Source organism: Sphingomonas panacisoli, from assembly GCF_007859635.1.
In the GTDB taxonomy this organism is placed as follows: Bacteria; Pseudomonadota; Alphaproteobacteria; order Sphingomonadales; family Sphingomonadaceae; genus Sphingomonas; species Sphingomonas panacisoli.
In genome coordinates this window covers 1,790,804-1,817,565 of the sequence record NZ_CP042306.1, presented here as the reverse complement: position 1 = coordinate 1,817,565, position 26,762 = coordinate 1,790,804, and the positions used below count along the sequence as shown (strand labels likewise).

The 26,762-nt window shown below is 64.6% G+C and carries 21 protein-coding genes and 2 pseudogenes; 6 read left to right on the top strand and 17 right to left on the bottom strand.

The annotated features are described in order from the left end of the window. Positions 1-31: 31 nt before the first annotated feature. The 3 genes and pseudogenes from FPZ24_RS09265 to serS all read right to left on the bottom strand — a co-directional run bounded on the left by FPZ24_RS09265 (position 32) and on the right by serS (position 4,830). Positions 32-2,211: pseudogene (locus FPZ24_RS09265) on the bottom strand (penicillin acylase family protein). Between the two features lie 183 nt (positions 2,212-2,394). After that, positions 2,395-3,492 (bottom strand): M23 family metallopeptidase, encoded by a 1,098-nt coding sequence (locus tag FPZ24_RS09260; protein ID WP_186728707.1) that lies wholly within the window; start codon positions 3,490-3,492, stop codon positions 2,395-2,397. 60 nt (positions 3,493-3,552) lie between these two features. Further along, the gene (serS, locus tag FPZ24_RS09255) at positions 3,553-4,830 is read right to left on the bottom strand and encodes a serine--tRNA ligase (protein WP_146571340.1); all 1,278 of its coding nucleotides are present in this window, start codon (positions 4,828-4,830) and stop codon (positions 3,553-3,555) included. An 86-nt stretch (positions 4,831-4,916) separates the two neighbouring features. Between serS and FPZ24_RS09250 the strand changes: the two are divergent. Beyond that, positions 4,917-5,356: pseudogene (locus tag FPZ24_RS09250) on the top strand (host attachment family protein). On the opposite strand, the gene FPZ24_RS17165 reads toward FPZ24_RS09250, so the two are convergent. Further along, the gene (locus FPZ24_RS17165; protein ID WP_240047400.1) at positions 5,353-6,267 is read right to left on the bottom strand and encodes a hypothetical protein; all 915 of its coding nucleotides are present in this window, start codon (positions 6,265-6,267) and stop codon (positions 5,353-5,355) included. The pseudogene FPZ24_RS09250 and the gene FPZ24_RS17165 overlap by 4 nt on opposite strands. 439 nt (positions 6,268-6,706) lie before the next feature. On the opposite strand from FPZ24_RS17165, the gene dksA reads away from it, so the two are divergent. The 4 genes from dksA (at position 6,707) to FPZ24_RS09215 (ending at position 8,691) form a co-directional block, all read left to right on the top strand. Beyond that, positions 6,707-7,168 (top strand): RNA polymerase-binding protein DksA, encoded by a 462-nt coding sequence (dksA, locus tag FPZ24_RS09235; RefSeq protein ID WP_146571334.1) that lies wholly within the window; start codon positions 6,707-6,709, stop codon positions 7,166-7,168. Positions 7,169-7,254: 86 nt separating this feature from the next. After that, on the top strand, positions 7,255-7,623 hold the full coding sequence (locus FPZ24_RS09230) for a PilZ domain-containing protein (RefSeq protein WP_146571333.1): 369 nt from the start codon (positions 7,255-7,257) through the stop codon (positions 7,621-7,623). Positions 7,624-7,963: 340 nt separating this feature from the next. Beyond that, positions 7,964-8,161, top strand: a complete 198-nt coding sequence (locus FPZ24_RS09220; RefSeq protein ID WP_146574327.1) for a YdcH family protein — start codon at positions 7,964-7,966, stop codon at positions 8,159-8,161. A gap of 107 nt (positions 8,162-8,268) precedes the next feature. Continuing rightward, the gene (locus tag FPZ24_RS09215; protein WP_240047399.1) at positions 8,269-8,691 is read left to right on the top strand and encodes a DUF1465 family protein; all 423 of its coding nucleotides are present in this window, start codon (positions 8,269-8,271) and stop codon (positions 8,689-8,691) included. 82 nt (positions 8,692-8,773) lie between these two features. On the opposite strand, the gene FPZ24_RS09210 is transcribed toward FPZ24_RS09215, so the two are convergent. Beyond that, positions 8,774-9,727 (bottom strand): NAD(P)H-dependent flavin oxidoreductase, encoded by a 954-nt coding sequence (locus FPZ24_RS09210; protein WP_146571329.1) that lies wholly within the window; start codon positions 9,725-9,727, stop codon positions 8,774-8,776. A 150-nt stretch (positions 9,728-9,877) separates the two neighbouring features. Here FPZ24_RS09210 and FPZ24_RS09205 point away from each other — a divergent pair, with 150 nt between their 5' ends. Continuing rightward, positions 9,878-12,466 carry a M1 family metallopeptidase gene (locus FPZ24_RS09205; protein WP_146571327.1) on the top strand — a complete coding sequence of 863 codons (2,589 nt, stop codon included), beginning with the start codon at positions 9,878-9,880 and terminating at the stop codon, positions 12,464-12,466. A gap of 40 nt (positions 12,467-12,506) precedes the next feature. Here FPZ24_RS09205 and FPZ24_RS09200 read toward each other — a convergent pair whose 3' ends face one another. From FPZ24_RS09200 to FPZ24_RS09145, 12 genes are all read right to left on the bottom strand, one after another. Next, positions 12,507-13,031: a gamma carbonic anhydrase family protein gene (locus FPZ24_RS09200; protein WP_146571325.1), complete on the bottom strand. Its 525-nt coding sequence runs from the start codon at positions 13,029-13,031 to the stop codon at positions 12,507-12,509. A gap of 115 nt (positions 13,032-13,146) precedes the next feature. Next, the gene (locus FPZ24_RS09195; RefSeq protein ID WP_146571322.1) at positions 13,147-14,439 is read right to left on the bottom strand and encodes an acyl-CoA dehydrogenase family protein; all 1,293 of its coding nucleotides are present in this window, start codon (positions 14,437-14,439) and stop codon (positions 13,147-13,149) included. 80 nt (positions 14,440-14,519) lie between these two features. Then, a complete protein-coding gene (locus tag FPZ24_RS09190) occupies positions 14,520-15,263 on the bottom strand; it encodes a 3'(2'),5'-bisphosphate nucleotidase CysQ (RefSeq protein ID WP_146571320.1) in 744 nt (247 codons plus the stop codon). Further along, complete coding sequence (gene cysN / locus FPZ24_RS09185) at positions 15,260-17,176, bottom strand: sulfate adenylyltransferase subunit CysN (protein ID WP_146571318.1); 1,917 nt, start codon at positions 17,174-17,176, stop codon at positions 15,260-15,262. The genes FPZ24_RS09190 and cysN overlap by 4 nt, the downstream gene beginning before the upstream one ends. 122 nt (positions 17,177-17,298) lie before the next feature. Further along, positions 17,299-18,225 (bottom strand): sulfate adenylyltransferase subunit CysD, encoded by a 927-nt coding sequence (gene cysD / locus FPZ24_RS09180; RefSeq protein WP_240047398.1) that lies wholly within the window; start codon positions 18,223-18,225, stop codon positions 17,299-17,301. 151 nt (positions 18,226-18,376) lie between these two features. Then, a complete protein-coding gene (locus FPZ24_RS09175; protein ID WP_146571314.1) occupies positions 18,377-19,939 on the bottom strand; it encodes a DUF4139 domain-containing protein in 1,563 nt (520 codons plus the stop codon). A gap of 9 nt (positions 19,940-19,948) precedes the next feature. Then, a complete protein-coding gene (locus FPZ24_RS09170) occupies positions 19,949-21,442 on the bottom strand; it encodes a DUF4139 domain-containing protein (protein ID WP_146571312.1) in 1,494 nt (497 codons plus the stop codon). 137 nt (positions 21,443-21,579) lie between these two features. Beyond that, positions 21,580-22,785 (bottom strand): DUF1996 domain-containing protein, encoded by a 1,206-nt coding sequence (locus FPZ24_RS09165; RefSeq protein ID WP_146571310.1) that lies wholly within the window; start codon positions 22,783-22,785, stop codon positions 21,580-21,582. 31 nt (positions 22,786-22,816) lie between these two features. Then, the gene (locus tag FPZ24_RS09160; protein ID WP_146571308.1) at positions 22,817-23,938 is read right to left on the bottom strand and encodes an acyltransferase family protein; all 1,122 of its coding nucleotides are present in this window, start codon (positions 23,936-23,938) and stop codon (positions 22,817-22,819) included. Next, positions 23,938-24,936, bottom strand: a complete 999-nt coding sequence (locus FPZ24_RS09155) for a DUF1839 family protein (RefSeq protein WP_186728704.1) — start codon at positions 24,934-24,936, stop codon at positions 23,938-23,940. The genes FPZ24_RS09160 and FPZ24_RS09155 overlap by 1 nt, the downstream gene beginning before the upstream one ends. Then, positions 24,927-25,850 (bottom strand): amino acid--[acyl-carrier-protein] ligase, encoded by a 924-nt coding sequence (locus tag FPZ24_RS09150; RefSeq protein WP_146571304.1) that lies wholly within the window; start codon positions 25,848-25,850, stop codon positions 24,927-24,929. The genes FPZ24_RS09155 and FPZ24_RS09150 overlap by 10 nt, the downstream gene beginning before the upstream one ends. 1 nt (position 25,851) lies before the next feature. Next, a complete protein-coding gene (locus FPZ24_RS09145; protein ID WP_240047397.1) occupies positions 25,852-26,751 on the bottom strand; it encodes an acyl-CoA dehydrogenase family protein in 900 nt (299 codons plus the stop codon). Positions 26,752-26,762: the final 11 nt, after the last annotated feature.

Sequence of the window (26,762 nt, the reverse complement as noted above, 5' to 3'; positions counted from 1 at the left end):
AAGCTTGCGAAAGTTCCGCTACGCGATCGGCTCAGGCCGGTCGGAGCGTCGTGCGGCTGGCCGCGTATTTGTCGATGGCGGCGCGGCCGAACGGCATTGGCTGCATCTTGCCTATCGCCCAAGGCTGGTATTGGTCGCGATAATGAGGTGAGCGTGGGTCGATCGACTGGCCAGGCAAGTTGAGCATCAGCGAATTGTCCCAATTGCCGACGTCGATCACTTGTAAGTAGCTTGCACCGCCGCCGACGCCCCAGCCCGGACCCGAACTGAGCCAACGCGCCATCACGGTATAGCCGTCGCCGCCCGATCCTTCTCCTTCGATCGGCGGAAAAGCGGCGGCGATGGCGGGGATTGCCGACAGCGGATGGCGGATCACGACTTGATGCAGCGCGCCGTAACGCCACGCCGCGGGGTCGGGGCCGAGCAGTTTATGCGCGGTCGTCCATGCGGACACGAATGCCGCGTCGAGCATCGCATCGCGCGCCGCCCGTGGGTCAGTACCAAGTCGCGCGTCCGGCTTTGCCAGCAAGTCGAGCATTACGGAGGGCGAGATGTCCTTGATCAGCGCCTTCGCGCGGTCGGGGACGATGGCGGCGAGCATGCGCTTGCCGAGATCGCGCCACGTCATTTCGAACAAGGCGGCGGCCGCGCTGTCTCGGTCGATCCGTGCGTCCCAGCCGCGCAACATCTCGACCGCCGGCCTGGCGGCGTCGGAAGGGCGGGTCGGCAGCAGCGCGAGGAACTGGCGCGCGGGCGTCGACAGCGTGTCGTGCTGGAGCGCGATGCTATCCGCCAGGCTGTGCCTGGGCTGGGTGGCGAGCACGTCGGCGATGCGGTTGTAGCGAAACGGCTCGCGGAACGAAAAGGCCGGAATGCGATCGCGCGGCCAATCGGGCGGCAGGTTGTTCTGGTTGGCCGACGCGAACCAGCCCCTGGCGGGATTGTACTCGCTGGGCAGCGCGGTGAAGTTGCGCATGCCCGCCCAGTCGTATCGCCCGTCTCCAGGTACCGGCAGCAGGCCGTCGCCCTTTTGCGGACCGGGACGAAGCCGATGACCTGCCAGCCGATATTCCCGTCGATGTCGGCATAATGGAAATTGGTCGGCGACGGATGCAGCGGGAACGCCTTGCGCAAACTCGTCCAGTCGGTCGCCAAGTTGATCGCGATCATGGCGAACGAGCCGTGTCCGCCCGGCTGCATCGATATCGCGCCGAGCGCGGTCGCGCGATGCCGTGCGGGATCGTGGGATATGACAGGTCCCTGGACCGAATAGCGCAGTTTTACGCTTTCGGCGGCTGTATCCTTGACGGTGATCGTCTCGTCGATTGCCTCGAACCGTTTCCACCCGCCGTCATGCCGATATTGTTCCGGATCGTCGGGGTTGAGCTCCAGAACGAATAGGTCGCCCTGATCGATATGGAAGTTGGTGCGGCCGAACGCGAAGCGATCGGTATGGCCTTGCATGATTCCCGGAAGACCGGGCGCGCCGCCGCCGATTACATTTAGGCCGGGCGCGGTCAGATGCGCGACATGTCGCGGGCCGAAACCGCCGATGCCGAGATGCGGATCGTTTGCCAGAATGGCGCGGCCAGTAGCGGTGCGCGACGGTGCGATCATCCAGGCATTGCTGCCGGCATTGGCCGCCGCTGCGTCGGGCTCCGGCCCGAACGGCAGCTTGCCGAGGGCGAGAACACCGAGGTCGGCTGCGCTTACCGCCGCAGTGTCGAGTCCATCCGGCACCCGCAGCGTCCACGCTGGCCGCAAAGCGCTGACGATGCCGTCGAGGTCCAGCAAGTCCAGCGCGGCAAGTTGCGCCCGGCGTATCTCGTCGCCAACATTGTCGGGCGAGGCATCGCGGATCAGCACAAGGTCTCGAACATCCCATTTCACCGGCGCGATCTTCAAGATCTGGTATTCGAGCGGCAGTTGCGCGGGATCGGCGAGTACCTCGTCGATGCGCGCGTTGATCCCGGCGACATAGGCTCGCGCGCACGCCAGCACGGTCGGCGGCGCGGCGCGTAGTTCGGCTTCCAGGTCGCCGCGATAGTGGAATAGCCGCGCGACCGCGTCATGCTTGGCGAAACGCGCGCCGAACGCTTCCGCGAGCCGGCCCATCTCGCGGCGGTGGGTAAGATCGATCTGGAACAGCCGGTCGCGCGCGACGACATAGCCTTGGCCGAAGAACGCGTCAGGGATCGATGACGCCCGCATATGCGGCGTGCCGAATATATCGTCGGTGATCTCGATTGGGGCGCTCAGTCCTCGAACCGACTGGCGTCGTGGGGGCAGCGATAGGCGGGGCCGGCGCACGGCATCCGCGAAAGCCGTCCCCGTCACGAGGGCGGCGGTCGAGCCAAGCAAGAACGAACGGCGATCGAACATGGGCATCACCCCCTAGCGTTTCGGCAATTCGCTCAACGGATCGACCGGCGCGCGACCTTTCCGCAACTCGAAATGCAGTTCCGGTCGATCCGCGAACCCGGTGGCACCGGACAGAGCGAGCGACTGGCCGCGCCTGACCGCCTGACCACGCTGGACGAGGATGCGGCTGGCATGGCCGTAGACGCTCGTCCAGCCGTCGCCGTGCTTGACCATCACCAGCCCGCCCAGTCCCGGCACGTCGGTCGCGGTGTAGATGACGACGCCGTTAGCCGCCGCCTTGATCGGCGTGCCGATCGGTATCGCGATATTGATGCCGTCGTTGCGCTCACCGCTCGCGCCCGCGCCGAAGCGCTTGACGACGTTACCGGTCGAGACAGGCCAGAAGAAGCTGCCGCTGAACGGTCCGGGTGTCGCGATCGGTGTTAAGGAGGCCAGCGGTCGACGAACGATGGTCGCCGCACGCGGGGCCTTGTTGCCCTCCGGGATAGCCGGCTCGCCGCCGCCGGTCGCGATGTCGCCCAGATCGATCTTGAACGCCGCGGCCCGCTCGGCGAGCGTTTGCGGGCGCGTGCCGCCGGGGATCAGGATGCGACGGCCCGCACGGAGCATGTACGGCTCGTCAAGGTCGTTGGCCGCGATGATATCGGCCCATTTCACGCCATAGGCGCGCGCGATCGCGATGCCCGACTGGCCGGGCCGGACGAGATGATACCGGCCGCCGGGGATCGTCAGCCGTTGACCGGGCCGGAGCGTGAACGGCGGGTCGAGGTCGTTGGCGTCGGCGATATTCTCCGCGCCCGCGCCGACGCGTTCGGCGACGCCGCGTAGCGTGTCGCCCGATTGGACGACGTAGGTGGAGCTGGTGATCGTCCGCGCGTCCGGCGTGACCGGCTGCGCGACCCAGGCCGGCGGCGCCGAGGGCGGGGCGGAGATGCGTTCGTCGGGTGGCTCGGGCTCGTCGCGATCCTGCGGAACATAGCGATCTTGCGGGTCGTAGCGGTCTTGCGGGGCTTCGCGTTCGGCCGGCGCGGCATAACCGGCTTGCGGCGGTTCATAATCCTGGCCGGCAGGAATGCAGCCGGCCAGCATCAGGATCAAAACTACCGACATCGTCGCTCGCATGCTCCGCCCCCAGCTAGCGAAGCATAACGCGAGCGAGACGGGAGGCAATCAGATCGCCGGCTCCAGCCGGTTGAGCCCGCGCAGATAGGGTTGCAGCGCGTCGGGGATCGCGACCGATCCGTCCTCCTGCTGATAATTTTCCAGGATCGCGACCATCATCCGGCCGACCACCAAACCGGAGCCATTGAGCGTGTGGACGAACGCCGGCTTGCCGTCCTCGCCGCGATAGCGCGCGTTCATGCGGCGCGCCTGGAAATCGGTGCAGGTCGAACAGCTCGAAATCTCGCGATAGCGGCCCTGGCCGGGCAGCCACACTTCGAGGTCGTAGGTTCGCGCGGCCGAGAAGCCCATGTCGCCGGTGCACAGTTTCATGCGACGGAACGGCAGGCCGAGCCGGGTCAGTACGTCCTCGGCGGCGGCCGTCATGCGCTCGTGCTCGGCTTCAGACTGATCGGGCGGGACGATCGAGACCATTTCCGCCTTTTCGAACTGATGCTGACGAATGAAGCCGCGCGTGTCGCGGCCCGCCGCGCCCGCTTCGGAGCGGAAACAGGGGGTAAGCGCGGTGAAGCGGAGCGGGAGTTCGTCGGCGCTCAGGATCTTTTCGCGGACGATGTTGGTCAGACTGACTTCGCTGGTCGGGATCAGCCAGCGGCCGTCGGTGGTCTGGAACAAATCCTCGGCGAATTTGGGAAGCTGGCCGGTGCCGAACATCGCCTCATCGCGGACCATCAGCGGCGGGACGACTTCCTCGTAACCATGGTCGCGGGTCAGCACGTCGAGCCCGAACTGGCCGAGCGCGCGGTTGAGCCGCGCCGCTGCGCCGCGAACGAGCGTGAAACGCGCACCGGCGAGTGCTGCCCCGGTCTCGAAATCGAGGCCGAGCGCCGGGCCGATTACATCGTGTTCCTTGATCGCGAAGGTGAAGGTGGGCTGGGTGCCGTGTGCGGCGACCAGTTCGTTGTCATCCTCGTCAGGTCCCTCGGGCACATCGGCGAGCGGCAGGTTTGGGATAGCGGCCAACGCTTCGTTGAGCGCGGCTTCCGTCGTGCGCTCTTCCTCTTCCAGTTCCGGCATCCGAGTCTTGAGCGTCGCGACCTCGGCCATCAGCGCCTGCGCGGTCGCTTCGTCCTTCGCCGCCTTGGCCGCGCCGATCGCCTTCGACGCCTCGTTGCGGCGCGTCTGGCCAGCCTGCAATTCGGTGATCACCGCGCGACGCTTTTCGTCGAGTGCCAGCAGGTCTGCCGCCATCGGCGACAGGCCGCGGCGCTGCAGGCCGGCGTCGAAAGCTTCGGGGTTTTCGCGGATCAAGCGGATGTCATGCATAGCGACGCGGCTATGGCGGCGCAGGGCAGGGTGCGCAACCCGGCGTGCGGTCGGCGCGTTCTCTTCGCAAACCACAGGAGAATGCCATGCAAGTCGCCCACAACACGCTCGTCGTCGTCGCCGATGGCCGCAAGGCGTTGTTCCTGCGCAACGAAGGCGACGCCGCGTATCCCAATCTGGTCGTCGAGCATGCCGAGGAGCGCGTGAACCCCGCCGACCGCGATCAGAAGACCGACGCGCCAGGGCGCGCCTCGGGCGGGATCGGCGGGCGTCAGAACACGATGGAGGAAGTCGATTTCCACCAGCAGGAGGAGGATCGCTTCGCTGCCGATGTCGGGGCGATGCTCAAGAGCCGCGCGCTGGCGGGCGAATTCGAATCGCTGATCATCGCTGCCCCCGCCAAGACGCTCGGCGAGTTACGCAAGCATTACCATGTCGAGGTCGAAAGAGAGTGGCCGGCGAAATCCCGAAGGATCTCACCGGCCACCCCCTGCCCGAAATCGAGAAGGCGCTTAGCGCCGCTTAGGCGGTAACGGTCGTCCGCTTGGCGAACCGCTTGCGGGCGACCAGCGCCGCGGCCGCGCCGCCGAACAGGAAGATCATCGGCGGAGCCGGGACCGGCGCTGGCGGGCCGCCCGACGAACCGGTCGAACCGCTGCTGCCGTGCCAGCCGCTCGAACCCCAGCTGCTCGACGAGCTCCAGCCCTTCGAGGACGATCCGTAGCTCGACGACGAGCTCGAGGTCGAACTGGAGCTGGCCGACGAGTTGGACGAGCTGGTGCTGCTCGACGACGTGCTCGACTGGCTCTGATCCTGGTTCTGGTTTTGGTTTTGGTTTTGGTTCTGCGACTGGTTGTTGTTGTTCGTCTGGTCGTTGTTATTGGTCTGGTTGTTCGTTTGATTGTTGTTGTTCGAATTGTTCGCGCTGTTGTCGTTGCTGTTGTTGTTGTTATTGTTGATATCGACATTGGAGCCGCCGGTCGAAGACGAGGTCGACGATCCGCCCGACGAGGTCGAACTGCTGGTCGATCCGCCGCTGCTCGATGAGGTCGACGACACGACGATCCCGCCGCCCGACGATCCGCCGCTGCCGCCGAAGAAGCCACCGGCGAAGAAACCACCACCGCCGAAGCCACCGCCCGAACCGCCGACGACGGCCGGGCCGCCACCGCCGGTCGAACCGGTGAAGGGCGGCGGGACGGGAAGCGGCGGGCCGCCGGCGACCGTCACCACGGCGGGCGGGCAGGCGGTCGTCGTCGTGGTCACAACCTTGCGAACGCGGGCGGCGCGCGCCGAAGCGGTGCGCGTGGTCCGGACGACGCGCTTCTTGTACGTCGTCTTGACGTAACCGGCGCGCGGGCTCGTGGTCTCCGACACCTTGACGGCGCCGCCCCCGACGATCGCGCCACCGCATGCGCAGGCGCAAAGTTTTGCCATGGCCATCCGAACAGACATCGCGTCACTCTCTTCGTTAACCGTGCCTGCCCCCTGACAAGACGGTGATCCTTCGTCGCAGCTGTTGAGCCGCTAAGGGCATAGTGCGAAACAAAACATTAAGTGCAACGACGTTAACCAAGAATAATCGCATCGGAGTTCGCTTAATTCGTCCAGCGGCGCTGTAGTTATAGTTAACGTTTCATTGTGATACGTGAAGACGCGCGCCAACGAGCCGCCATCTCCTTTCGTGACGATGAAAGCTCGGTTCACGAGGGGGAAAGCGGACCCTGGCTATGCCGTCCGTGCGTACGGCGGTGCCGATCGAAACGGCCCGTCGTCAATCGCTTGTGGAGCCGGTTCGGCATCGCTATAGGCCCGCCGCAAGGGGACGGCCTTGGACGGCGACACGAACGGCGCCAGGGCCAGTGGGAGAGCGGGGATGGCGACGGCTTTGAATCGCGTAGAGGATTCCAGTTTCGGGCTGCCGGCGAACGACGCCGACGACGGCTATCGGCCGAGCGCCGACGAAGAGTTCATGAACCCGCGCCAACAGGCGTATTTCCGCACCAAGCTGCTGCGCTGGAAAGAAGCCATCCTGGCGGAGGCTGTGACCACGCTGTCGCAACTTCAGGTCGAACCGCTGCGCGAAGCCGATCTGACCGACCGCGCGTCGAGCGAGACCGACTGGTCGATCGAACTGCGCACCCGCGATCGCCAGCGCAAGCTGATCTCCAAGATCGATGCGGCGCTGCGCCGGATCGAAGAAGGCGAATACGGTTATTGCGAAGTGACCGGCGAGCCGATTTCGCTCGGCCGGCTCGAGGCGCGGCCGATCGCGACGATGACGGTCGAGGCGCAGGAGCGTCACGAGCGGAATGAAAAGGTATCGCGCGAGGACTAAGGCTTTCGCAGCCTTAACCCTTTGGACAATATTTCGGGCTTATGCGTGCGCCAGCGAGACGTTTGTTTTCGTTTCGGGCAGGATGCATGAGCGACTCTACACCCAACACCTTTCCACCGATCAGCGTCGAGCCGGCCAAGCGCACGAAGGCGCGCGACAGCCTGTTCCTCGTGGCGGGCCTGCGGATCGACGGGCGCCCCGGTACGCTGCAGGTGCGCGTGCGCAACCTGTCGCCGGGCGGGCTGATGGCGGAATATCCGCATCCGGTCGAAATCGGCTGCGCGCTTGAGATCGAACTGCGGGGTATCGGTAAGGTGCTCGGCCAAGTCGCCTGGACCGCGGCAGGGAGGATCGGCATCGCGTTCGACAATCCGATCGATCCGCTGCAAGCCCGCAAGCCCGTCGTATCCGACAAGGCGCCGGCCAAGGATAAGCCGATCAAACCGATGTTCTGATGCGGTCGCCCCGGCCGCAACCGGGGCGCCGCACGGTATCGTGCGCTACAGCGCGGCGATCGCTTCCTTCACGCGCAACTTCTGCTTCTTCAGATCGGCGAGAATTCGCGATCGGGCGCCGGGCGATGGCTTTCCGCCACGATCTGCCGGTCCAGCACGCTGTGCTTCGTCTCGAGAGCTGAAAGATGCGAGTTGTGCATGGGAGCAACCTCCTTCGTTCAGTGGGGGAGCGAATAAAACACGAAAAGCGTTAAAAGTCGCCATCGATTTCGCTTGCGAATCGACGCGCCGCATCGTTTTGCCGATGATCGGAAAAATCGCGGTGGGGCAGGAAGATTCGATGGACGAAGCCCAGATCATTCAGCGTCTCGGTATGCTCCGGACCGAGCATCGCGATCTCGACTCCGCGATCGATGCGTTGCGGCTGATGGGGACCGGCGATCAGTTGCAGATCGCGCGGATGAAGAAGCGCAAGCTGGCGTTGCGGGACGAAATCACGCTGCTCGAGGACCAGCTGATCCCCGATATCATCGCCTGATCGAATTTGGGACGTGGTCGGCCATAAGCCCGCTTGCGGCGGCGGCCAATTCGCGCGACTTTGGCCGAATGGCAGCAACTGTCTCCAACGCGCGGGTCCACCGCAAGATGATCGACACTCTGTACGTCGATGCGATGCTGCTCGCCGACGAGGCGCGGGGGTATTTCGATCAGAGCGCACGGATCGAACGCGAGGCGCTCGATCCGCTCGGGCGTGTGACGTTTTCGTGCGAATCGCTGAAGGTAACGACGCGGCTGATGCACATCATCGCTTGGCTGTTGACCCAACGAGCGGTCGATTCGGGCGAACTGAGCCCGCGCGATGCGCTCGACCCGGCACGACGGTTGGGCGACGCGCCGGTAACCGACGACGCCGTGCTGGCACAGATGCCGATCGACGCACGAGCGCTGATCGCGGCCAGCATCGACCTCCACCGCCGCGTCGCGCGCCTCGACGATGCGCAGATCGATCCGGCGCCGTTGGACAGTCCGGTGCAGCACATGCAGGCACGATTGGCGATGGCGTTCTAGCCATTCAGTGCTCCTGCGAAAGCAGGAGCCTAGGATAGTTCGGGTGACGTCACCCTAAGCTCCTGCTTTCGCAGGAGCGCGGTTATGCAAGTAAGCGCGCCCGCGCCGCCTTATACTCCGCCTCGAGCCGATCGACCCGAACCGCGACGCTCTCCACCTTGTCGACCACGCCGATCCCCTGGCCCGATCCCCAAATGTCCTTCCATGCCTTGGCTTCGCGATTGCCGCCGAAATTCATCGTCGACAGGTCGCCCTCGGGCAGATGGTCCGGATCCATCCCCGCCGCGACGATCGACCCGCGCAGGTAATTGCCGTGCACCCCGGTGAAGAGGTTGGAGTAGACGATGTCCGCCGCCTTGCCTTCGACGATGCCCTGCTTGTAGCCCTCGACCGCGTTGGCTTCGTCGGTCGCGATGAAGGGCGAACCGATATAAGCAAGGTCGGCGCCCATCGCCTGCGCGGCCAGCACGGCACCGCCATTGGCGATCGATCCCGACAGCGCGAGCGGTCCGTCGAACCACTGGCGGATTTCCTGCGTGATCGCGAACGGCGACAGCCGTCCGGCATGCCCGCCGGCGCCGGCCGCGACCGCGATCAAGCCGTCGGCGCCTTTCTCGATCGCTTTCCGCGCAAAACGGTCGTCGATGATGTCGTGGAGCGTGATGCCGCCCCAGCCATGGACCGCGGTGTTGAGTTCCTCGCGCGCGCCGAGCGACGTGATGACGATCGGCACCTGCCATTTGGCGCAGGTCATCAAGTCGGCTTCGAGCCGATCGTTCGACTTGTGCACGATCTGGTTGACCGCGAATGGTGCCGCTGGCCGGTCGGGATTGTCGCGATTGTGCGCGGCCAATTCTTCGGTGATCCGGTGCAGCCATTCGTCGAGTTGTGCCTGCGGCCGGGCGTTGAGCGCCGGGAACGACCCCACGATTCCCGCCTTGCATTGCGCGATCACCAGATCGACGCCGGAGATGATGAAGAGCGGCGACCCGATCACGGGCAGGCGCAGGCGGTCGAACAGCGGCGGCAGGCTCATGGGGTGATTCATAGCGCAGCCGTAACCACAGAAAAGCCTTTTCGAAGTGACGGTACGGAATGCGTGGGTTACGCGAACGACTCGTTTGCCATTCGAGCGCGAGGCGTTATGGCGCGACAATACACTATGACACGAGGGGTGCCTTTCCCTATGAAGCTTTTCGCCGCCGCCGCCGCGTTGATGGTCACCACTGCCGCTCCGGCGCTCGCCGCCGCGCAGCTGGACCGAGATGTCCTGCCGGTCTCCTACGACATCACGATCAATCCCAACGCGCAGGCGATGACCTTCACCGGCAGCGAGACGATTGCGGTGAGCGTTCGCAAGGCAACGCGGACGATCACCCTCAACGCGGCCGACCTGGCGATCAGCAAGGCGACGGTCGATGGCAAGGCGGTGCCGTTCAAGCTGGACGACGCCAACCAGCGCGTCACGCTGACGCTGCCCGCCGCGGCGAAGGTCGGTATCCATTCGATCGCGTTCGCCTGGACCGGCAAGATCAACGAATCGGCCGCTGGCTTCTTCGCGATCGACTACACCAATGGCGACGGGTCGAAGTCGCGGATGCTCGCGACGCAGTTCGAAGCGCCGGACGCGCGCCGCTTCGCACCGATGTGGGACGAGCCGAGCTTCAAGGCGAAGTTCACGCTGCACGCCGTCGCGCCCAAGGGGCAGCTCGCTTTCTCGAACATGCCCGGCGTCGTCACGCGCCGTCCGGACGGCACGCAGCTATACAGTTTCCGCCAGTCGCCGGTGATGTCGAGCTACCTTCTGTTCCTTGGCATGGGCGACATGGAGCGCCGTACGGTGATGGCGGGCAAGACCGAGATCGGCATCATCACCCGCAAGGGCGTGTCGGAGCAGGGCGACTATGCGCTTGCCGAGGCAAAGCGTCTGCTGACCTATTACAACGACTATTTCGGCCAGCCGTACCCGCTGCCCAAGATGGACATGATCGCGGGGCCGGGCACCAGCCAGTTCTTCGGGGCGATGGAGAATTGGGGGGCGATCTTCTATTTCGAGCAAGAGCTGCTGTTCGACAAGAAACGCGCGACGGAGAGCAACAAGCAGCGCATTTTCACCGTCGTAGCGCACGAAATGGCGCACCAATGGTTCGGTGACCTCGTCACGATGAGCTGGTGGGACGATTTGTGGCTCAACGAGGGCTTTGCGTCTTGGATGGAGAACAAATCGTCCGGCGATTTGAACGCGAACTGGTTCGCGCGTGAATCCGCGGTGGCGTTCGACCGTGAGGTGGCGATGGGGGTCGATGCGACGGCGGCGACGCATCCGATCATCCGCCACGTCGAAACCGTCGATCAGATCGGCGAGGCATTCGACGAAGCGATTACCTACAAGAAGGGTCAGGCCGTTATCGGCATGATCGGATCGACGCTCGGGCCCGACGCGTTTCGCGCCGGCATCCGCAGCTACATGGCCAAGTACAAATACGGCAACACGCTGACCGATCAGCTCTGGGCCGAACTCGAAAAGGCATCGGGCAAGCCGGTTGCCGCGTTCGCGCACGATTTCACGCTGAAAAGCGGTGTGCCGATGATCACGGTGACCGGCGGGAAGTGCACGAACCTCGGCACGCTCGTCACGCTGGATCAGGGACGGTTCGGTCTCGACGCCGCGTCGAAGACGCCGCAGCAATGGCAAGTGCCGTTGCGGATCGCGACGATCGGTGGGGCAGTCGCGACGACGATCGTCAAAAGCGACAAGCCCTATTCGTTGACCGTTGCCGGATGTGGCCCGGTTGTCGTCAATTTGGGCAAGGGTAGCTACACGCGTGTCCGCTACGCCGCCGAACCGCATGCGGCGCTGATCGCCAACTATGCCAAGATGGATCTCGCCGATCGCGTCGGCATGCTCGGCGACGACTATGCGCTGGCGCTGAGCGGCGACCAGGACTTCGCGACGTACGCCGCAACGCTCGACGCGGTGCCGGCCGATGCCAGTCCGCTCGAATGGTCGGTGGTGTCGGGCCAACTCGGTGCGCTGTCCGGTTTCTATGCCGGCACGCCGCTCAGCGAGCGGATCAGGGCGCTGACGATCAAAAAGCTCGGGCCGGTGTTGGAGCGGATCGGATACGACGCGAAGGACAGCGACCCGCCGCTCGTCACCAACCTCCGCGAGGATCTCGTCGGACGGCTCGGGCGTGCGGGCGATCCCGAAGTGCTCAAGCGGGCGCGGGCCTATTTCGCCAAGCTCAAGACCGATTCGTCGGCGATACCGCCCGGGATCCGCGCGCCGATCCTCGGCACCTTCGCGGCGAACGTGACGCCTGCGGAGTGGGAGGATCTGCTCGCGCTGACCAAGGCGGAGACGAATCCGGTGGTGAAGAACGGCTATGTCCGCCTGCTCGGATCGGCGAAGGATCCTGCACTGGCGATGCGTGCGCTCGAACTGATCAAGACGGACATCCTGACCACGCAGCAAAAGCCGTTGATCCTGCGGGCGGTGGCCGGCGGACACCCCGACATGGCGTTCGATTTCGCGGTCGCCAACCGGGCGCTAGTCGATAGCCTGGTCGAGGCGAACTCGCGCGCGGCGTTCATTCCGAGCCTCGGTGCCGGCTCGAACGATCCGGCGATGCCGGGCAAGATTCAGGCCTATGCCGAAAAATATCAGGAAGAGGCGGCGCGCGGGGGTGCCAAGCGTACGATCGCGACGATCGCGGTTCGCAAAGCGATCGCGGACCGTCTGCGGCCTGGCGTGACGGCCTGGGCGGGGAACTGATCCTATCGTCACCCCGGCTGCGGTCGGGGTGACGGCCTGACTAGTCGATTCGCTTGAGACCCCTGGCGAAGCGGTGCGCATTCTCCACATAGTGCGCCGCCGACGCCTTCAGGAACGCGCGCTTGTCGGCGTCGAGCACCTTGATGCTTCGCGCCGGGCTGCCGACGATCAGGCTGCCCGGGTCGAAACTCTTGCCTTCGGTGACCAGCGCGCTCGCACCGATCACGCATTCGTCGCCGATCACCGCCTGGTTGAGCAAGGTTGCGCCCATCCCGACCAGCACGCGGTCGCCGATCGTGCAGCCGTGCAGGATCGCGTGGTGGCCGATCGTACACTCCACGCCGATCGTCAGCGGCACGCCGTAATCGGAATGCAGCATGCTGCCGTCCTGCACGTTGGTCCGGTCGCCGACGGTGATCAGCGACGTGTCGCCGCGGATCACGGTGCCGAACCACACGCCGACATCGTCCCCCAGCACGACCTCGCCGATCACGTGCGCGTCGGGCGCGACCCACACGCCCTTGCCGATGACCGGGACTTTTCCGTCGAGTTCGTAGATGGGCATCGAGGTCCTCCTTCGAGGCAATCTAAACCGTTCGCCCTGAGCTTGTCGAAGGGCGTGTTCGCTACACGCGCTTAGACAGGCTCAGCACGAACGAAGCAGGGATAGACTCGCCGGATTATTCCGCCGCGACCAGCTGCTCCATGTCGAACCGCGCCCGCGCCGCGTCGCGCAGATTGGGGATCGAATATTCGGGGAAGATCGGGTCGTTGACTCCGCGATAGGCGCGCAGATGCTGCTTCGCGACGGTTTCCTTGTGCACCTCGGTCGGGCCGTCGGCGATGCCCATCACGAACGCGCCGATCACTTGCCCCGCAAACGGCATCTCGTTCGACACGCCCAGCGCGCCATGGATGTGCAACGCCCGCGCGGCAATGTCGTGATAGACTTTGGGCATCAGCGCCTTGATCGCGGCGATGTCCTTTCGAACCTTCCGATAATCCTTGTATTTGTCGATCATCCACGCGGTCTTGAGCACGTAGAGCTTGAACTGCTCGAGCTCGATATAGCTGTCGGCGATGTGCATGCGCACCATCTGCTTGTCGGAGATCGTGCCCTCGCGCGTTTTGCGGCTGACCGCACGGCGGCACATCAGGTCGAGCGCTTTCTTGCAGGCGCCGACAGTGCGCATCGCGTGATGGATGCGCCCGCCGCCGAGCCGGGTCTGCGAGATGACGAACGCGCCGCCGCGCTCGCCGAGCAGGTGATCGGCAGGGATGCGGACGTCGGTGTAGCGCACATAGCCCTCGCTTCCGTCCTGGCCGCCCCAGACGCTGACGTTGCGCAAGATTTCGACGCCGGGCGTGTCTGTCGGGACGAGGAACATCGACGTGCGCTTATGCCGCTCCTCGGCATTTGGGTCAGTGACCGCCATGACGACGAGCAGATCGGACCATTTGGCGTTGGTCGAGAACCATTTCTCGCCATTGATCACCCATTCGTCGCCGTCGAGCTCGGCGCGCGTGACGAAGCCGGTCGGGTCGGACCCTCCTTGAGGCTCGGTCATGGAAAAGGCGCTGACGATCTCGTTGTTGAGCAGCGGCTTGAGGTAGCGTTCCTTCTGCTCGGGCGTGCCGTAATGCGCGATGATCTCCGCATTGCCGGTGTCGGGCGCCTGGCAGCCGAACACGCTGGGCGCGAAGCCCGCACGGCCAAGGATTTCGTTCATGAGTCCGAGCTTGACCTGGCCGTAGCCCTGGCCGCCAAGGTCGGGACCGAGATGACAGGCCCACAGGCCCTTGGCTTTGACCTGTTCCTGCAAGGGGCGGACGAGCGCGTTGCGCTTGGGGTTCTTCACATCGGCCGGGTGCAGGCCGAGGAAGGAGAGAGGCTCGACCTCGTCGCGGACGAAGCCGTCCATCCAGTCGAGCTTTTCCTGAAAGTCGGGGTCGGTTTCGAAATCCCATGCCATGTCGCGTCTCTCCTTCGGCTCTCGCCGTCAGCATAACGCAAATTCGGAAAATGCAAAAACTGCTAGGGAAAGTGCGGAGTTCAGCCGTTCCCTGTTGTCGAATTGACCAAGGCGCCGGTTACTGCACTGACCAGTTCCTTCCGGCAGATCAGCAAGTCGTGAACGTAGGTGTCGTCGCAATTGTAGATGAGCGGCGTCCCGTCGAGCCGCGCGCAATGCAGGCCGGCGGCGAGCGCCACGGCGACCGGCGCGGCGCTGTCCCACTCATGCTGTCCGCCCGAGTGAAGGTAGATGTCGGCAGTCCCGCGCACCACCGCCATCGCCTTCGCGCCCGCCGACCCCATCGGCACGAGGTCGGCGCCGATCGCTTCCGCCACCGCGACCGCTTCGGCGGCGGGTCGCGTGCGGCTGACCACCATGCGCGGCGGATGGTTGAGCGGGCCGAGGGCAGGGGCCGCGTCCGAGCGCAGCAGCAGGCCGGCATCGGGTAACGCGACAGCGCCGAGCACCGGTGCACCGTCGATGCACAACGCGACATGCACCGCCCAATCGTCGCGCGCCTCGCCATATTCGCGCGTCCCGTCGACCGGATCGATGATCCACACGCGCGACTTGGCCATGCGCGAACCGTCGCACTTGCGCTCTTCGGACAGCAGGCCGTCGTCGGGGCGTTCGGTGGTGATGGCGTGGCACAGGAGATCGTTCGCGGCGTGATCGCCCGCTTTGCCCAATGCCTTGGGCTCCCAATCCTGCGACGCGCGCACTTCCTGCAGCAGCTTGCCCGCCGCCTCGGCGATCTGCGCGGCGAAATCGCCGTCGCTCACAGGTCGGGGCTCCACACGCCCATGATGTGTTCGACGATACGCTCGGCGGCGGCCTCGGGGGTCTCTGCTGTGGTATCGACCCGAATGTCTGGACGCTCGGGGGCCTCGTAGGGACTGGAAATGCCGGTGAAGTTGGCGATCTCGCCGGTGCGCGCTTTTTTGTAGAGGCCCTTTACGTCGCGTGCCTCCGCAACCGCCAACGGCGTGTCGACGAAAATCTCGACGAAATCGCCCGCGGGCAGCATCGCGCGGACGAGTTCCCGCTCGGCGCGGAAGGGAGAGATGAACGCGGTCAGGACGATCAACCCGGCGTCGGTCATTAGCTTGGCGACTTCGCCGACGCGACGGATGTTCTCGATCCGATCGGCGTCGTTGAAGCCGAGATCCTTGTTCAGCCCATGACGGACGTTGTCGCCGTCGAGCAAATACGAATGCCGTCCAAGCGCGAACAGCTTCTTCTCGACCAGATTGGCGATGGTCGATTTGCCCGACCCCGACAGGCCGGTGAACCACAGCACCTTCGGCTCCTGGCCCTTTTGCTGCGCGTGCGCGGCGCGAGTCACATCGACAGACTGCCAGTGAACGTCGCGGGCGCGGCGCAGCGCGAAGTGCAGCATGCCGGCGGCGACCGTCGCGTTGGTTAGCTTGTCGATCAGGATGAAGCCGCCCAGCTCACGGCTGTCGGCATAGGGTTCGAACACGATCGGCTTGTCGGTGACGAGGTTGGCGACGCCGATCGCGTTGAGGTCGAGCGTCTTCGCGGCGACCTGCTCCAGCGTGTTGACGTTGACTTGATATTTGGGCGCGTGGACTTGCGCGGTGACGGTCTGCGTGCCGAGCTTCAGCCAGTAGCCGCGGCCGGGCAGCAGCGCGTCGTCCGCCATCCACACGATCGTCGCTTCGAACTGATCCGCGACTTGCGGCGAGGCGTCGGCGATCGCGATGACGTCGCCGCGCGAACAGTCGATCTCGTCGGCCAGCGTAAGCGTGACCGACTGGCCGGCGACCGCGATGTCGAGGTCGCCATCGAACGTCACGATCCGCGCGACGGTCGAGGTCTTGCCGGATGGCAGCACGCGGACCGCGTTGCCCGGCGCGATCGTCCCCGCTGCGATCGTCCCGGCGAACCCCCGGAAGTCTATATTGGGGCGGCTGACCCACTGCACCGCCATCCGGAACGGTTTCGCGCGGTCGGTATCGGCGTCGAGCTCGATCGTCTCGAGATGCTCGATCAGGCTGGGGCCAGCATACCAGGGTGTGTTGGAGGAGGGGGCGGTGACGTTGTCGCCCTTGAACCCCGAGATCGGGATCGGCGTGAACGCGGCGATGCCGATGCTCTTAGCAAACGCGGCGTAATCGGCGACGATCGCGTCGTAGATGGCCTGGTCGTAGCCGACCAAGTCCATCTTGTTCACCGCCAGCACGACGTGGCGGATGCCGATCAGGTGCGCGAGGTAGGAATGCCGCCGTGTCTGCGTCAGCACGCCCTTGCGCGCGTCGATCAGGATCACGGCGAGGTCGGCGGTCGATGCGCCGGTCACCATGTTGCGGGTGTATTGCTCGTGGCCCGGCGTATCGGCGACGATGAACTTGCGCTTTTCAGTCGCGAAGAAGCGATAGGCGACGTCGATCGTGATCCCTTGTTCGCGCTCGGCGGCGAGGCCATCGACCAGCAGCGCGAAATCGATCTCCTGCCCCTGCGTGCCGACGCGCTTGCTGTCCGCTTCCAGCGCGGCGAGCTGGTCGTCGAAGATCATCCTGCTGTCGTAGAGCAGCCGCCCGATCAGCGTGGACTTGCCGTCATCGACCGACCCGCACGTGATGAAGCGCAGCAGCGTCTTGCGCTGGTGCTGCGCGAGATACGCGTCGATATCCTGCGCGATCAGCGCGTCGGGGCGGAAACTAGTCGTCATCACTCATTCCGTCGCCCCGGCGTAGGCCGGGGCCGCTAGCGGTCGATAGGGCGCGAATGAGGCGCACGACCCCGGCCTGCGCCGGGGTTGACGCTTCGGAACGCTGCGCATTCCGTGGCGCGTCAAAAATAGCCCTCCTGCTTCTTCTTCTCCATCGACGCCGCCTGGTCGTGATCGATCGCGCGACCCTGACGCTCGCTCGTCGTCGTCAGCAGCATTTCCTGGATGATTGCGGGCAACGTCGCCGCCTCGCTCTCGACCGCGCCGGTCAGCGGGTAGCAGCCGAGCGTGCGGAAACGGATCGATCGTTCGACCGGCACCTCGCCGGGCGCGAGCTGGAAGCGTTCGTCGTCGACCATCAGCAACATACCGTCGCGCTCGACCGTCGGGCGCGGCGCGGCGAAATAGAGCGGGACGATCTCAATCCCTTCAAGATCGATATATTGCCAGATGTCGAGCTCGGTCCAATTCGACAGCGGGAAGACGCGGATGCTTTCGCCTTTGGCCTTCTTCGCGTTGTAGAGGTTCCACAGTTCGGGCCGTTGCGCCTTCGGGTCCCAGCGATGGCTGGCCGAGCGGAAGCTGAACACGCGCTCCTTGGCGCGGCTCTTCTCCTCGTCGCGCCGCGCCCCGCCAAACGCCGCGTCGAACCCGTATTGGTCGAGCGCCTGCTTCAAACCTTCGGTCTTCCACATGTCGGTATGCAGCCCGCCATGATCGAACGGATTGATCCCGCGCGCGGCGGCTTCCGGGTTCTGATGGACGAGCAATTCCATCCCGGCATCGCGCGCCGCCTTGTCGCGGAGCGCATACATCGCGCGGAATTTCCAGGTCGTATCGACGTGGAGCAACGGGAAGGGCGGGGGCGCCGGGTAGAACGCCTTCTTCGCCAGATGCAGCATCACCGCGCTGTCCTTGCCCACCGAATAGAGCATCACCGGACGCTCCGCCTCGGCCACGACCTCGCGCAGGATCTGGATACTCTCCGCCTCGAGCCGCTGCAGATGCGTGAGCGGCGCGTGGACGGCCGTATCGAAAGTCTGAGCCACGGCCCTGGTCGCCATCATCTTGCCCTTTGCGAGCGCGAACCTAGCCGCCCTCGCGGAAATTACACGCGGTTTTCGGGGCCTACATAGGGACAGGTGTCGGGCGTGCAGCCCAGCGTTTCTTTAGCGCGCGAAAGGCGGGATAGGCGAGCGGTCAGTTATCTTCCTCGTCTTGTTCGACGATCGTATAGCTCAGCTTCACCTTGCCGTTCGCGGGAATGCGGGTGGTCCATAATGGGCGGCTATCCTTGCGACCAAGCTTAGCGCTGGGTGAGCGCAACTTGTAATCGGCGGAAATGTCGAAGCTCGCTTCGTAATCGATCGGCCACGCATTGGCGTTGGTGACGGTCAGGTCGTAGCGGATCGTTTTGTCCTTTTCACGAACGGTATCGATGTCTGCATCGACCGCGCCGGGCTCGCCCATCGAGAATTCGATATCCTCCCCGATCGTCTTGTCGTCGATCGATGCTTCGCCGACCATCAAGGTACGTCCCTGGGCGTTGGCGAAGATCGCGGCCTTGCCCGCGGGCAGCGGCACGCCCAACCCATTCGCGGTGACGTTTTTACTCCGGAGCAGGAATTCGGTTTGTGCATAATCACCGTCGCCGCGGATGGTGCTGCGATAGATCGGAAGCAGTTTAATCTTGGGCTTGTTCAGCATGCCCACCTGCTTCTGTCCGTTCGATGCGACCGTGACGCGTCGCGGGAAGCGGTAGAGCTTGAGGTCGCCGAGTTGCTCGGCGCTCGCTGTTATCGCGATGGGCGACGACATTGCGCCGCGGCGCTGGATCAGGCTGCCGGTTATGACGATGTCCATGCTTTCCGACTCGATCATCGCGGATGGCAGCGCCGGCGGTGGCGGCGGTTCGGGCGAGCGATAGTCATAGTCCGGCATCGGCCAGCATTTGAGGCTGAGGTCCCCTGCGTCGGGCCCGAAGCTCGGCTGATCTTCGTTGCGGTTGGGTTTGCCGGCGACGACCTGCAGATCGGCGTCGGGAAAGTTCGTGACGTCGCTGGACGCCAACGTGATCCAGGCGAAAAGGTCGGCGCTCCGGCCATCAGGGCGCATGGTCACGACATAGTCCGCCTGCCAGTCGAAGCCGCCGGCGAGATAGGACAAGGTGAGCGTCAGCTTTTGCTCGCTCGCGCTATGCGTGCGGACCGATAGGGTAGGCCGTGCCGACAGTCCCGGCGGGATGCCGGCATAGATCAGCGTTTCGGGCATGCCAGAGCATCTGAGGTCGCCATAATCGCCCGAAAACTGCAGCACGGCGGCGCCTTCGGACGACGATCGTAACGTCGCCTGCAGATACTGGACCTTGCCGGTGCCCGGATCGGTCCGCCGCACCATGACGCGCCGGCCCAGCGCGCGGTCGAACAGCGAGCGCGGACTGAGCAGGTTGGCATCAAGGTTCTTCTCCTCGACCCCGTTGGGCAGGCCGGCGATCAGCGCGCTCTCCGGCAGGATGTTGCCCGCGACGCCCTCGAACCGGATGACCGCGTCGCCGGCAGGGATGGTGACGGCGCGCGTTTCCGTGACCAAAGCATAACCTTCAGGATCGTCGCGATCGACCGCGTCCTCGGGTCCGCGGTTCGGTGCGCGATAGAGCGTCACCGAGACGTGGTCGGGCCCGGCCGACGTGACGATCGTCTGCGCCGCCGCCGGGGGCGCAGCCGCGAATAGCGTCGCGAGGAACCAGACGACGAGCTTGCGCACGCGACTTGGTTACCAGCGCGTGTCGAAGTCGGCGGTCACAACGACGGTGCCGTTCGCCGGCACGTCCACTTTCCAAACGCGTTCGTCGCGCGAGCGTTGTTCGCCCTTGATGCTTTCGTTCGGCACGCGGACGTCCCAATCGCCCCACCACCACCAATCCTGTGCGAGCCCGCCCTGGATCAGCTCGACGGTCACCGGGTTGGGACGCGCGTTCGTCAGCGTGTACTTCATGCTGGTCCGCCAGAACGTCCGGCTTTCGTAGGTAACCGATTTCGAGACGGCGACCTCCCCCGGCTTGTCGCTGGTGAACGAGACGCGATACTCGATGCTACGCCGCCACAGCTCGCCGCTGATCGGTTCGCGCTTCACGAGCTCGGGTTTGACCTTGATGTCGAAGGCGCTGCCGGTTGGAATGTCGAGCATCGACCCCATCGGTGTATGGTCGATCTGGTTCTCGCCGATGAATTGCGGCTGGCCCTTGGAGTCGCGGATATAGACGCGAACCGCGCCCGCCGGCAGCGCGTCCCCGAGACCGCCCGCCTTCGAGCTCGAAAAGCTCAGGACCGACGTCGCGCTGATCGAATCTTTTGATTCCTGCAGCCAGTCGTTCCGGTACCGGTAGATCTTCTTCGCCGGCACATTACCCACCGACAGGAAGCTGACCTGCTTCTGCTGGTTGGGGGCGATCGTCAGCCGGCGATCGATCGGGTAGAGGTAGAAGTCGCCGAGCCGCTGGCGTTTGGAGGTTTCGGTGCCGGCGAGCGAGCCGGGCGCGAGCCCAGCGCTGCCGTTGCGCCCTTCGCCGGGCGCACCTGCCACCAGGACGGTCTCGGCATTGTCGAAGGCAACGTTGTTCGTGTTGCGCAGCGTCACCCAACCCTGGACATCGATCACGCCCTTCGTCTCGTCGAACAGCGCGACATAGTCGGCATTCCAGCCGAGACCGGTGGTCAGATAGCTGAGCGTACCCGCGCGCTTGCCGGCCGCGCCGCTATCGACCGATACCGAGAGGGTAGGGCGCGCGCGCAGGTTGGGCGGGATCGAATCGTACACCACGCGGACCGGCAGGCCGTCGTCGCGCAACACTTCGATATTGGTGCCGATCTGGAGCACCACGCCGCCATTGTTGGCGAGCACCTTGGCACGTTCGCGCGTCTCCACGCCGGTCGCGGGGTTGGTGCGGATGATCGTGATAGTCTGGCCCACCGCCTTCTGCAGCAGCGCCGCCGGACTGAGCAGATCGAAGTCGAAATTCTGTTCGATGATCGTCGAATCGGCGAGCGACAGCCGGACGGTTTCCGGACGGATGTTGTTGGCGACGTCGGGAAACTCGATGCGGTTCGGTCCCTTGATCAGCGCCAGGTTGCGCGTGTCCTGCACCAGCGCCTGGTTGTTGTTGTAAATCGTGACAGACACGTCGCCCTGTGCCGACGGCTGCGGCGCGGTCTGGGCGGCGGCGGCCGCCGGCGTCATCAAAAGCACCAGGATCGTACCAACGCGCATCGCTGCCTCCCTCTTGTCGCACAGGGAAGCTAACCGATTTCGCCGTGAGCGATAGGGGCAATCAAGGCTAATCGATTGTGATCGTGCTCGTTTGGGCAGGACGGTCTGGGCGCCTGCAATCCCGGAATACCAGGCCGCTATGGTCTTGCCGGGATGTCGGCGAGCGTTGTCGTCGTCGTCGGGCTATAGCCCGTCAATAATTTCAGCTGCTGACCGTTGCCGAGGTCACCGCCCGAACAGCTCAGCATCTTGTTGATGCAATTCGCGGTCCAGAGATCGATCACACTGTCGTCCCACGCGCCGAACCAATCGGCATGGATGGTCGAACCCGGTTCCATATCGGCCATGCCGGCCATGCGATCCGAGGCGAGGTACCAGTTCTTCGTGGTCGCGTCGGTAGAATACCAAACGCCGAGCTGGAATTCGGGAATGATATAGGGGTGCGTTTTCGGGCAGACGGCGTGTCCCTGGCCGTCCTGTACGCGGTACGCCATGTGGCTGCGATGGTCCGGGCTGTCGAGTTGCGTACCGTTCCAGCAATCGGGCGCCACCAGAACGGCACCGATGCGATCGCCGGTCGGGCAGCCGCGCAACGCCTCCGCGATCGTCGCGAAGTGACCGGTCGTGGCGCCGGGCCCGTCGCAATTCCACCAACGCTTGGTAGTGTCGGTCGGCGTGCTCGACGGGTCGAGCATGTTGTACCCGAAGACATAGCGCAGGCCACGTGGCAGCGGCAGGCAAGCCGTCGCGAACGTCGTGCAGCGCGCGTCGGTCACCGGATAGCGCTTGTAATAGACCGCCAGGCCATCGGGCATCACGACCTTGCCCGCGCCGTTCATCATCGCCGGGACCCAATAGGCCGAACGGTTGAGCATGTCGTTGCAACTGCTGTCGCCGGTCGTCCGCAGCGATTCATAGGTAGAACCGGCATCGGTCTTGGTGTTGCCGAAGAACGTATGGAGGTGCGATTTGCCCGGTTGCCCCGGATACACGATCGGATCGTCATAGGCGTTGTGCGACGGCGCGCACAAAAAGCGGAATGCTCCCACATCGTCGGGTGCCATCGATCCCGGCACGTCGCCGGTGCCCCATGACGGCTGCAGGTAATCCTGAAGGCTTAGGCCGGACGATACCTTTGCCAGTCCTTGCAACGACGGCGACGCGATACCCGCGGTCGTCGGCGCCGGGGTTGGAGCCGTTCCCGGATCGGACGTCGGACTGGGAGCCGGATCGATCGCCGCCGCGGTTACGTCGGTCGATGCGCCAAAGCCGCCACATGCCGACAAGGCGAAGGCGACGAGGAGGCAGGCATGGCGGCCTGATCGAATAGCGCGTCCCAGCATGTTAAAAAGTGTTGAAGGAAATGGTTAACATTTAGTTAAGTGTGGTGATCGGCGCTGTCTTCAGTACGGCCCGTCGAAACCATCGGAGCAGGGGCAGCTCTACTACGCGATGCCCGACCACCGCTAGGGCCGTTGCTGCAACCGCGAAGGGAACCGCCAACAAGGCTGAGGCGTTCGAATGCCGGCCGAACGCTGCAACCGGCGAGATCTCGAGTAGCAGGTCGATCACCAGAATATGCAGCAAATACAAAGTATAAGAACTGTCGCCGAGCCGTGCGAGCAGGTGCGTCACGGGTGCGCTGATCTGTCGTTCAAGGGTAAGCGCGCCCGCGACGAGAAGTGCTGAAAACGGGGCGAGGGCTAGCGTCAGAGGGAACCACTCTGGAGCGAACATTTCGCTCGCCACGAGCCCACCTCCGCCGACGATCAGCATGATATACCCCAAGAGTATGGGTACCGCGACGCGTCGGTAGATCAGGCCAAGTGCGCATCCGGCCAGGAATTCGAGCAGTAGCGCATTGGTCAAGATGGATAGGACCGGACCCTGGAGATGGAACACGGCACCCGCCACCGCGCTACTCGCGAAGAATGCGGTAAGGAGTGCGAGCCCGGTCCGGCGCCCGAGCGCTAAAGCAACGCCGAAGGCCAGATAGAAATAGACTTCGTACGTGAGCGTCCAGCCGGAGCCGATGATCATGGCGGCGAATGTCGGCAGGAGCAGGATCGCACCGACATAGTCTGACGACGACAGTGCATAGGGGGAGCCGAGGGCCCAGTGCGTCACGACATACACCGCCGCGAACAGCCAATATATCGGATAGATGCGAAAAAAGCGTCGTTCCAGGAACTGTCGCGGGCTCAGCGACCGGCCGCCTCTGAACGACGTGAAGACCATGACGAAGCCGCTGATGACGAAGAAGACATGGACGCCGCTGGCGCCCACCTGGAAGATGCGATCCTCAATGCCCGATCGATAGCCCGGCTGCACGGCGGCTAGATGCAGATGCGCGTGATAGACCGCCACGCCGAACGCCGCGAGGAACCGTAATATCTGAACAGACAGGAGGGTCCCGCGGTCATCGGAATCGGCAGCCAATATCGGCGGTGCCGAGGCCGCTCCATCGCTCGCCACCGACGCCGATAGTACCGGCATCACGCTTCGTCGGCGCCGGACCTGGCAAGTGCCGCGATGGTCCCGTCCATTGCGATCTGCCACGCCTCGGCCATTTCGTCGAAGCTCTCCGTCGCGTCGAGCGGCCGGCCGGAATTGACGGCGCGGGCGGATTTCAGCGTCAGCGTCTTCGCCAGGGTCGCGATACGTTCGAAAGCCTGTATGGCGTTCTCCGGAGCTTCGTCTGCCCATTGCCAGCGCAGGAATTCCGCCGCGAGCGCTGACGCGGCGCCGAGCTGGCGCAGTCCGGCGAAAGCCCATTTGTGATACTGGGCCAATCCTGCCTCCTGCAACGCGGGCAGGTCGGCGTCGAATCGCGATCGGAAGCGTTCGACCGGGTTGTCCGCCGGGCGCCAATTCAGTTGCTCGCCGAGGAGCCCACGCGACAGCGCGCGAAGTGTGGCGGTGTCGCGAACGACCGCGCGATCGATGCGGATCAGTTCGGCGTATGTCGGCAATATCGGCGCTTCACCGTCCAACCAGAACGTCCTGGCAAAGTCCTCGCCGTCCAACGTGAAATAGCCGGCGTTGTGGAAATAGCGAAGGCGCCGCGCCGCGATATCGACGTCGTTGATCACGATCGTCGTCTTGCCATGCTCCTCGCGATAGTCGGTGCCGGCCGTGTCCGGCAGCCACCACGAATCGACCTCCACGCTAACCAGCTTGCCCGCGCCGACATGTTCGAGCGCATGGTCCAACAACGGGCGCCAGAGCGTCAGTTCCTGAACGTCGATGCCGTAAAGCGTTCGCAGATCGGCCAGCGACGGCTTGAAGAATGTCCATTGATCGCCTTCGAAATCGAGCCCGAAGACGCATGGCAGCATCGCGTGCGGATCCATGCCTTGCGCGTGCAACAGCTCGATCCACAGATCGGCGTAGCAATTCGTCTCGGGCCAGATGCGGTCGGGCGCGTGCAGTCGATGCGCGTCGTGCGCGCCGGCGTCGAGGCCGTGCAGCGCGACGACGCGTGTCACGGCCACAGCAGCGCGCGGACCTCGGCCGGCCATGTTGCCGGATCGAAGCCGTGGGTCTTGATCAGCGCGAGCGTCACGCGTTCCAGACCGAAGCCGAGGCAGGCGGTGCTCGCCACCTCGCCATCCGACGTCTTGATGTCGAAGGTGGCGCTGAAATGATCCTGGTGCCAGTTGAACGAGCAGATCGCGGTCGGGTTATCCGCGGAAATCACCGGGCACAGGATTTCGAACTTCAGCCGCTGGTCCCGCTGACTGGCGGCCATCATTTTGCCGGCGCGGCCGAAGAAGGGGTCATTCGCGACGTCGCTCGCGACCGGTAGCTGGAGGGACTTCAGCAGCGACAGGCCGCGCTCGAGCCAGGCGTTGCGCCATGCCACGACCTGATCGACCGTCCCCACGCGGATGAACTCGCGCATGCGGAACGCCTGCAACCGGGTCGGCTCCGGCGAGGGCTCGTGGCGATAGACCCAGCCCGTCAGCGTCGCGAGGCGCCCGCCCGCAGGCAGCGTACCGGCAAATGTCGGATATACCGGGTAGCAGGCCGCCGGGGTCAGCATGGCCTCGGTCGGGTCGAGCCTGTCCTCCCAGCGCTCGCCCGCATGAACGCACTCGCTGAGCGCGCGCGCATCCTTTTCGCCACCGAAGAAACTGCTGATCGAACCGCACAGATGCGGAAAGTTGTCCATATAGCCGACCTTCTCGATCAGCGTGCGCGGGACGATCGGCGGAAACATCATCGGTTCGGCGCCGTCGTCCTTCGCGGTGCGCGAAACGAGATCGTTGAAACGCTCTAATATATCTTCGAACACCGCGCCCCGGCCGTAGCCCCCCTGTATTTCCGACGGGATGATCAGGCCATGCTCGACCAGCCCCTGATAGAAGCTGTCGATGTCGTAGGTCGGTCCGGTCGCGTCGGTCATCTCAGGCGTCCTTCAGGACGAGGAGCATGGATGCGCTTTTTTCGGCCAGACGCTCGTTGGAGATCATCAGCGCGGCGGAGAGGCTGTCGCGATAATGGCGGCCGACACTGAAGGGGGAATCGTTCTTGTATCCCATCACGCCGATCACCTGTAGCGCCTGGTGCACGATACGTGGGGCGGCCTCCGACGCCTGGATCTTCTGATTGTTCATCTTGAGCGCCCAGCCCATCGCCATCAGGGCGTCCCGATCGTCCGCGATCGCGTCGAACGCGGCCGCGCTCTGCAGCCAGTGATGATGCATCGCCTGCAGCTCGGCGGTCGCGAGCGCGAGGGTGCCGGCGGCAGGCGGCGTCACGCCGGGATTGCGACGCGCGGCGGCGCGAATGAAGGCAGCCGCGCGCGAGACCGCGTCGGCGGCGATCCCCCACCACAAAGCGGACCACAGGATGTGCGAGTAAGGCACCATTGTCTGCGCGGATGAATCGGCGAAGCTTCCGGGCACGATGCGCTCGATCGGCCCTTGCGCGGTCAACTGGCCGCCCGGGCTGCAGGTGCCCCGCATGCCCAGCGTATCCCATGCCGAGGTCGGGGTGAGTGTGTAGTCGCCCTTCTCAAGGTATACGAGGACTTGATCGCTCGCGGCCGCATCAGGCGCGCGCCGCGCCGTGACGAGCAAGGCGTCGGCATGCTGTCCGTAGGAGACGGTCGTCGCGGCCTTTTCCAGCGTGAAACGATCGCCGTCGCGCTGCACCGCGCAAATGCTGGAGCGCGTGTCGCCCGACGTGCCGACTTCAGACGTGACCGACGCGATCAGCGTCTGGTCGGCGACGATCCGCTTCAAAACGTCGACGAAGTATGGCGATTCCATGCCGTGACGAGCGATGCAGGCGACTTCGATCAAATGCATCGCCA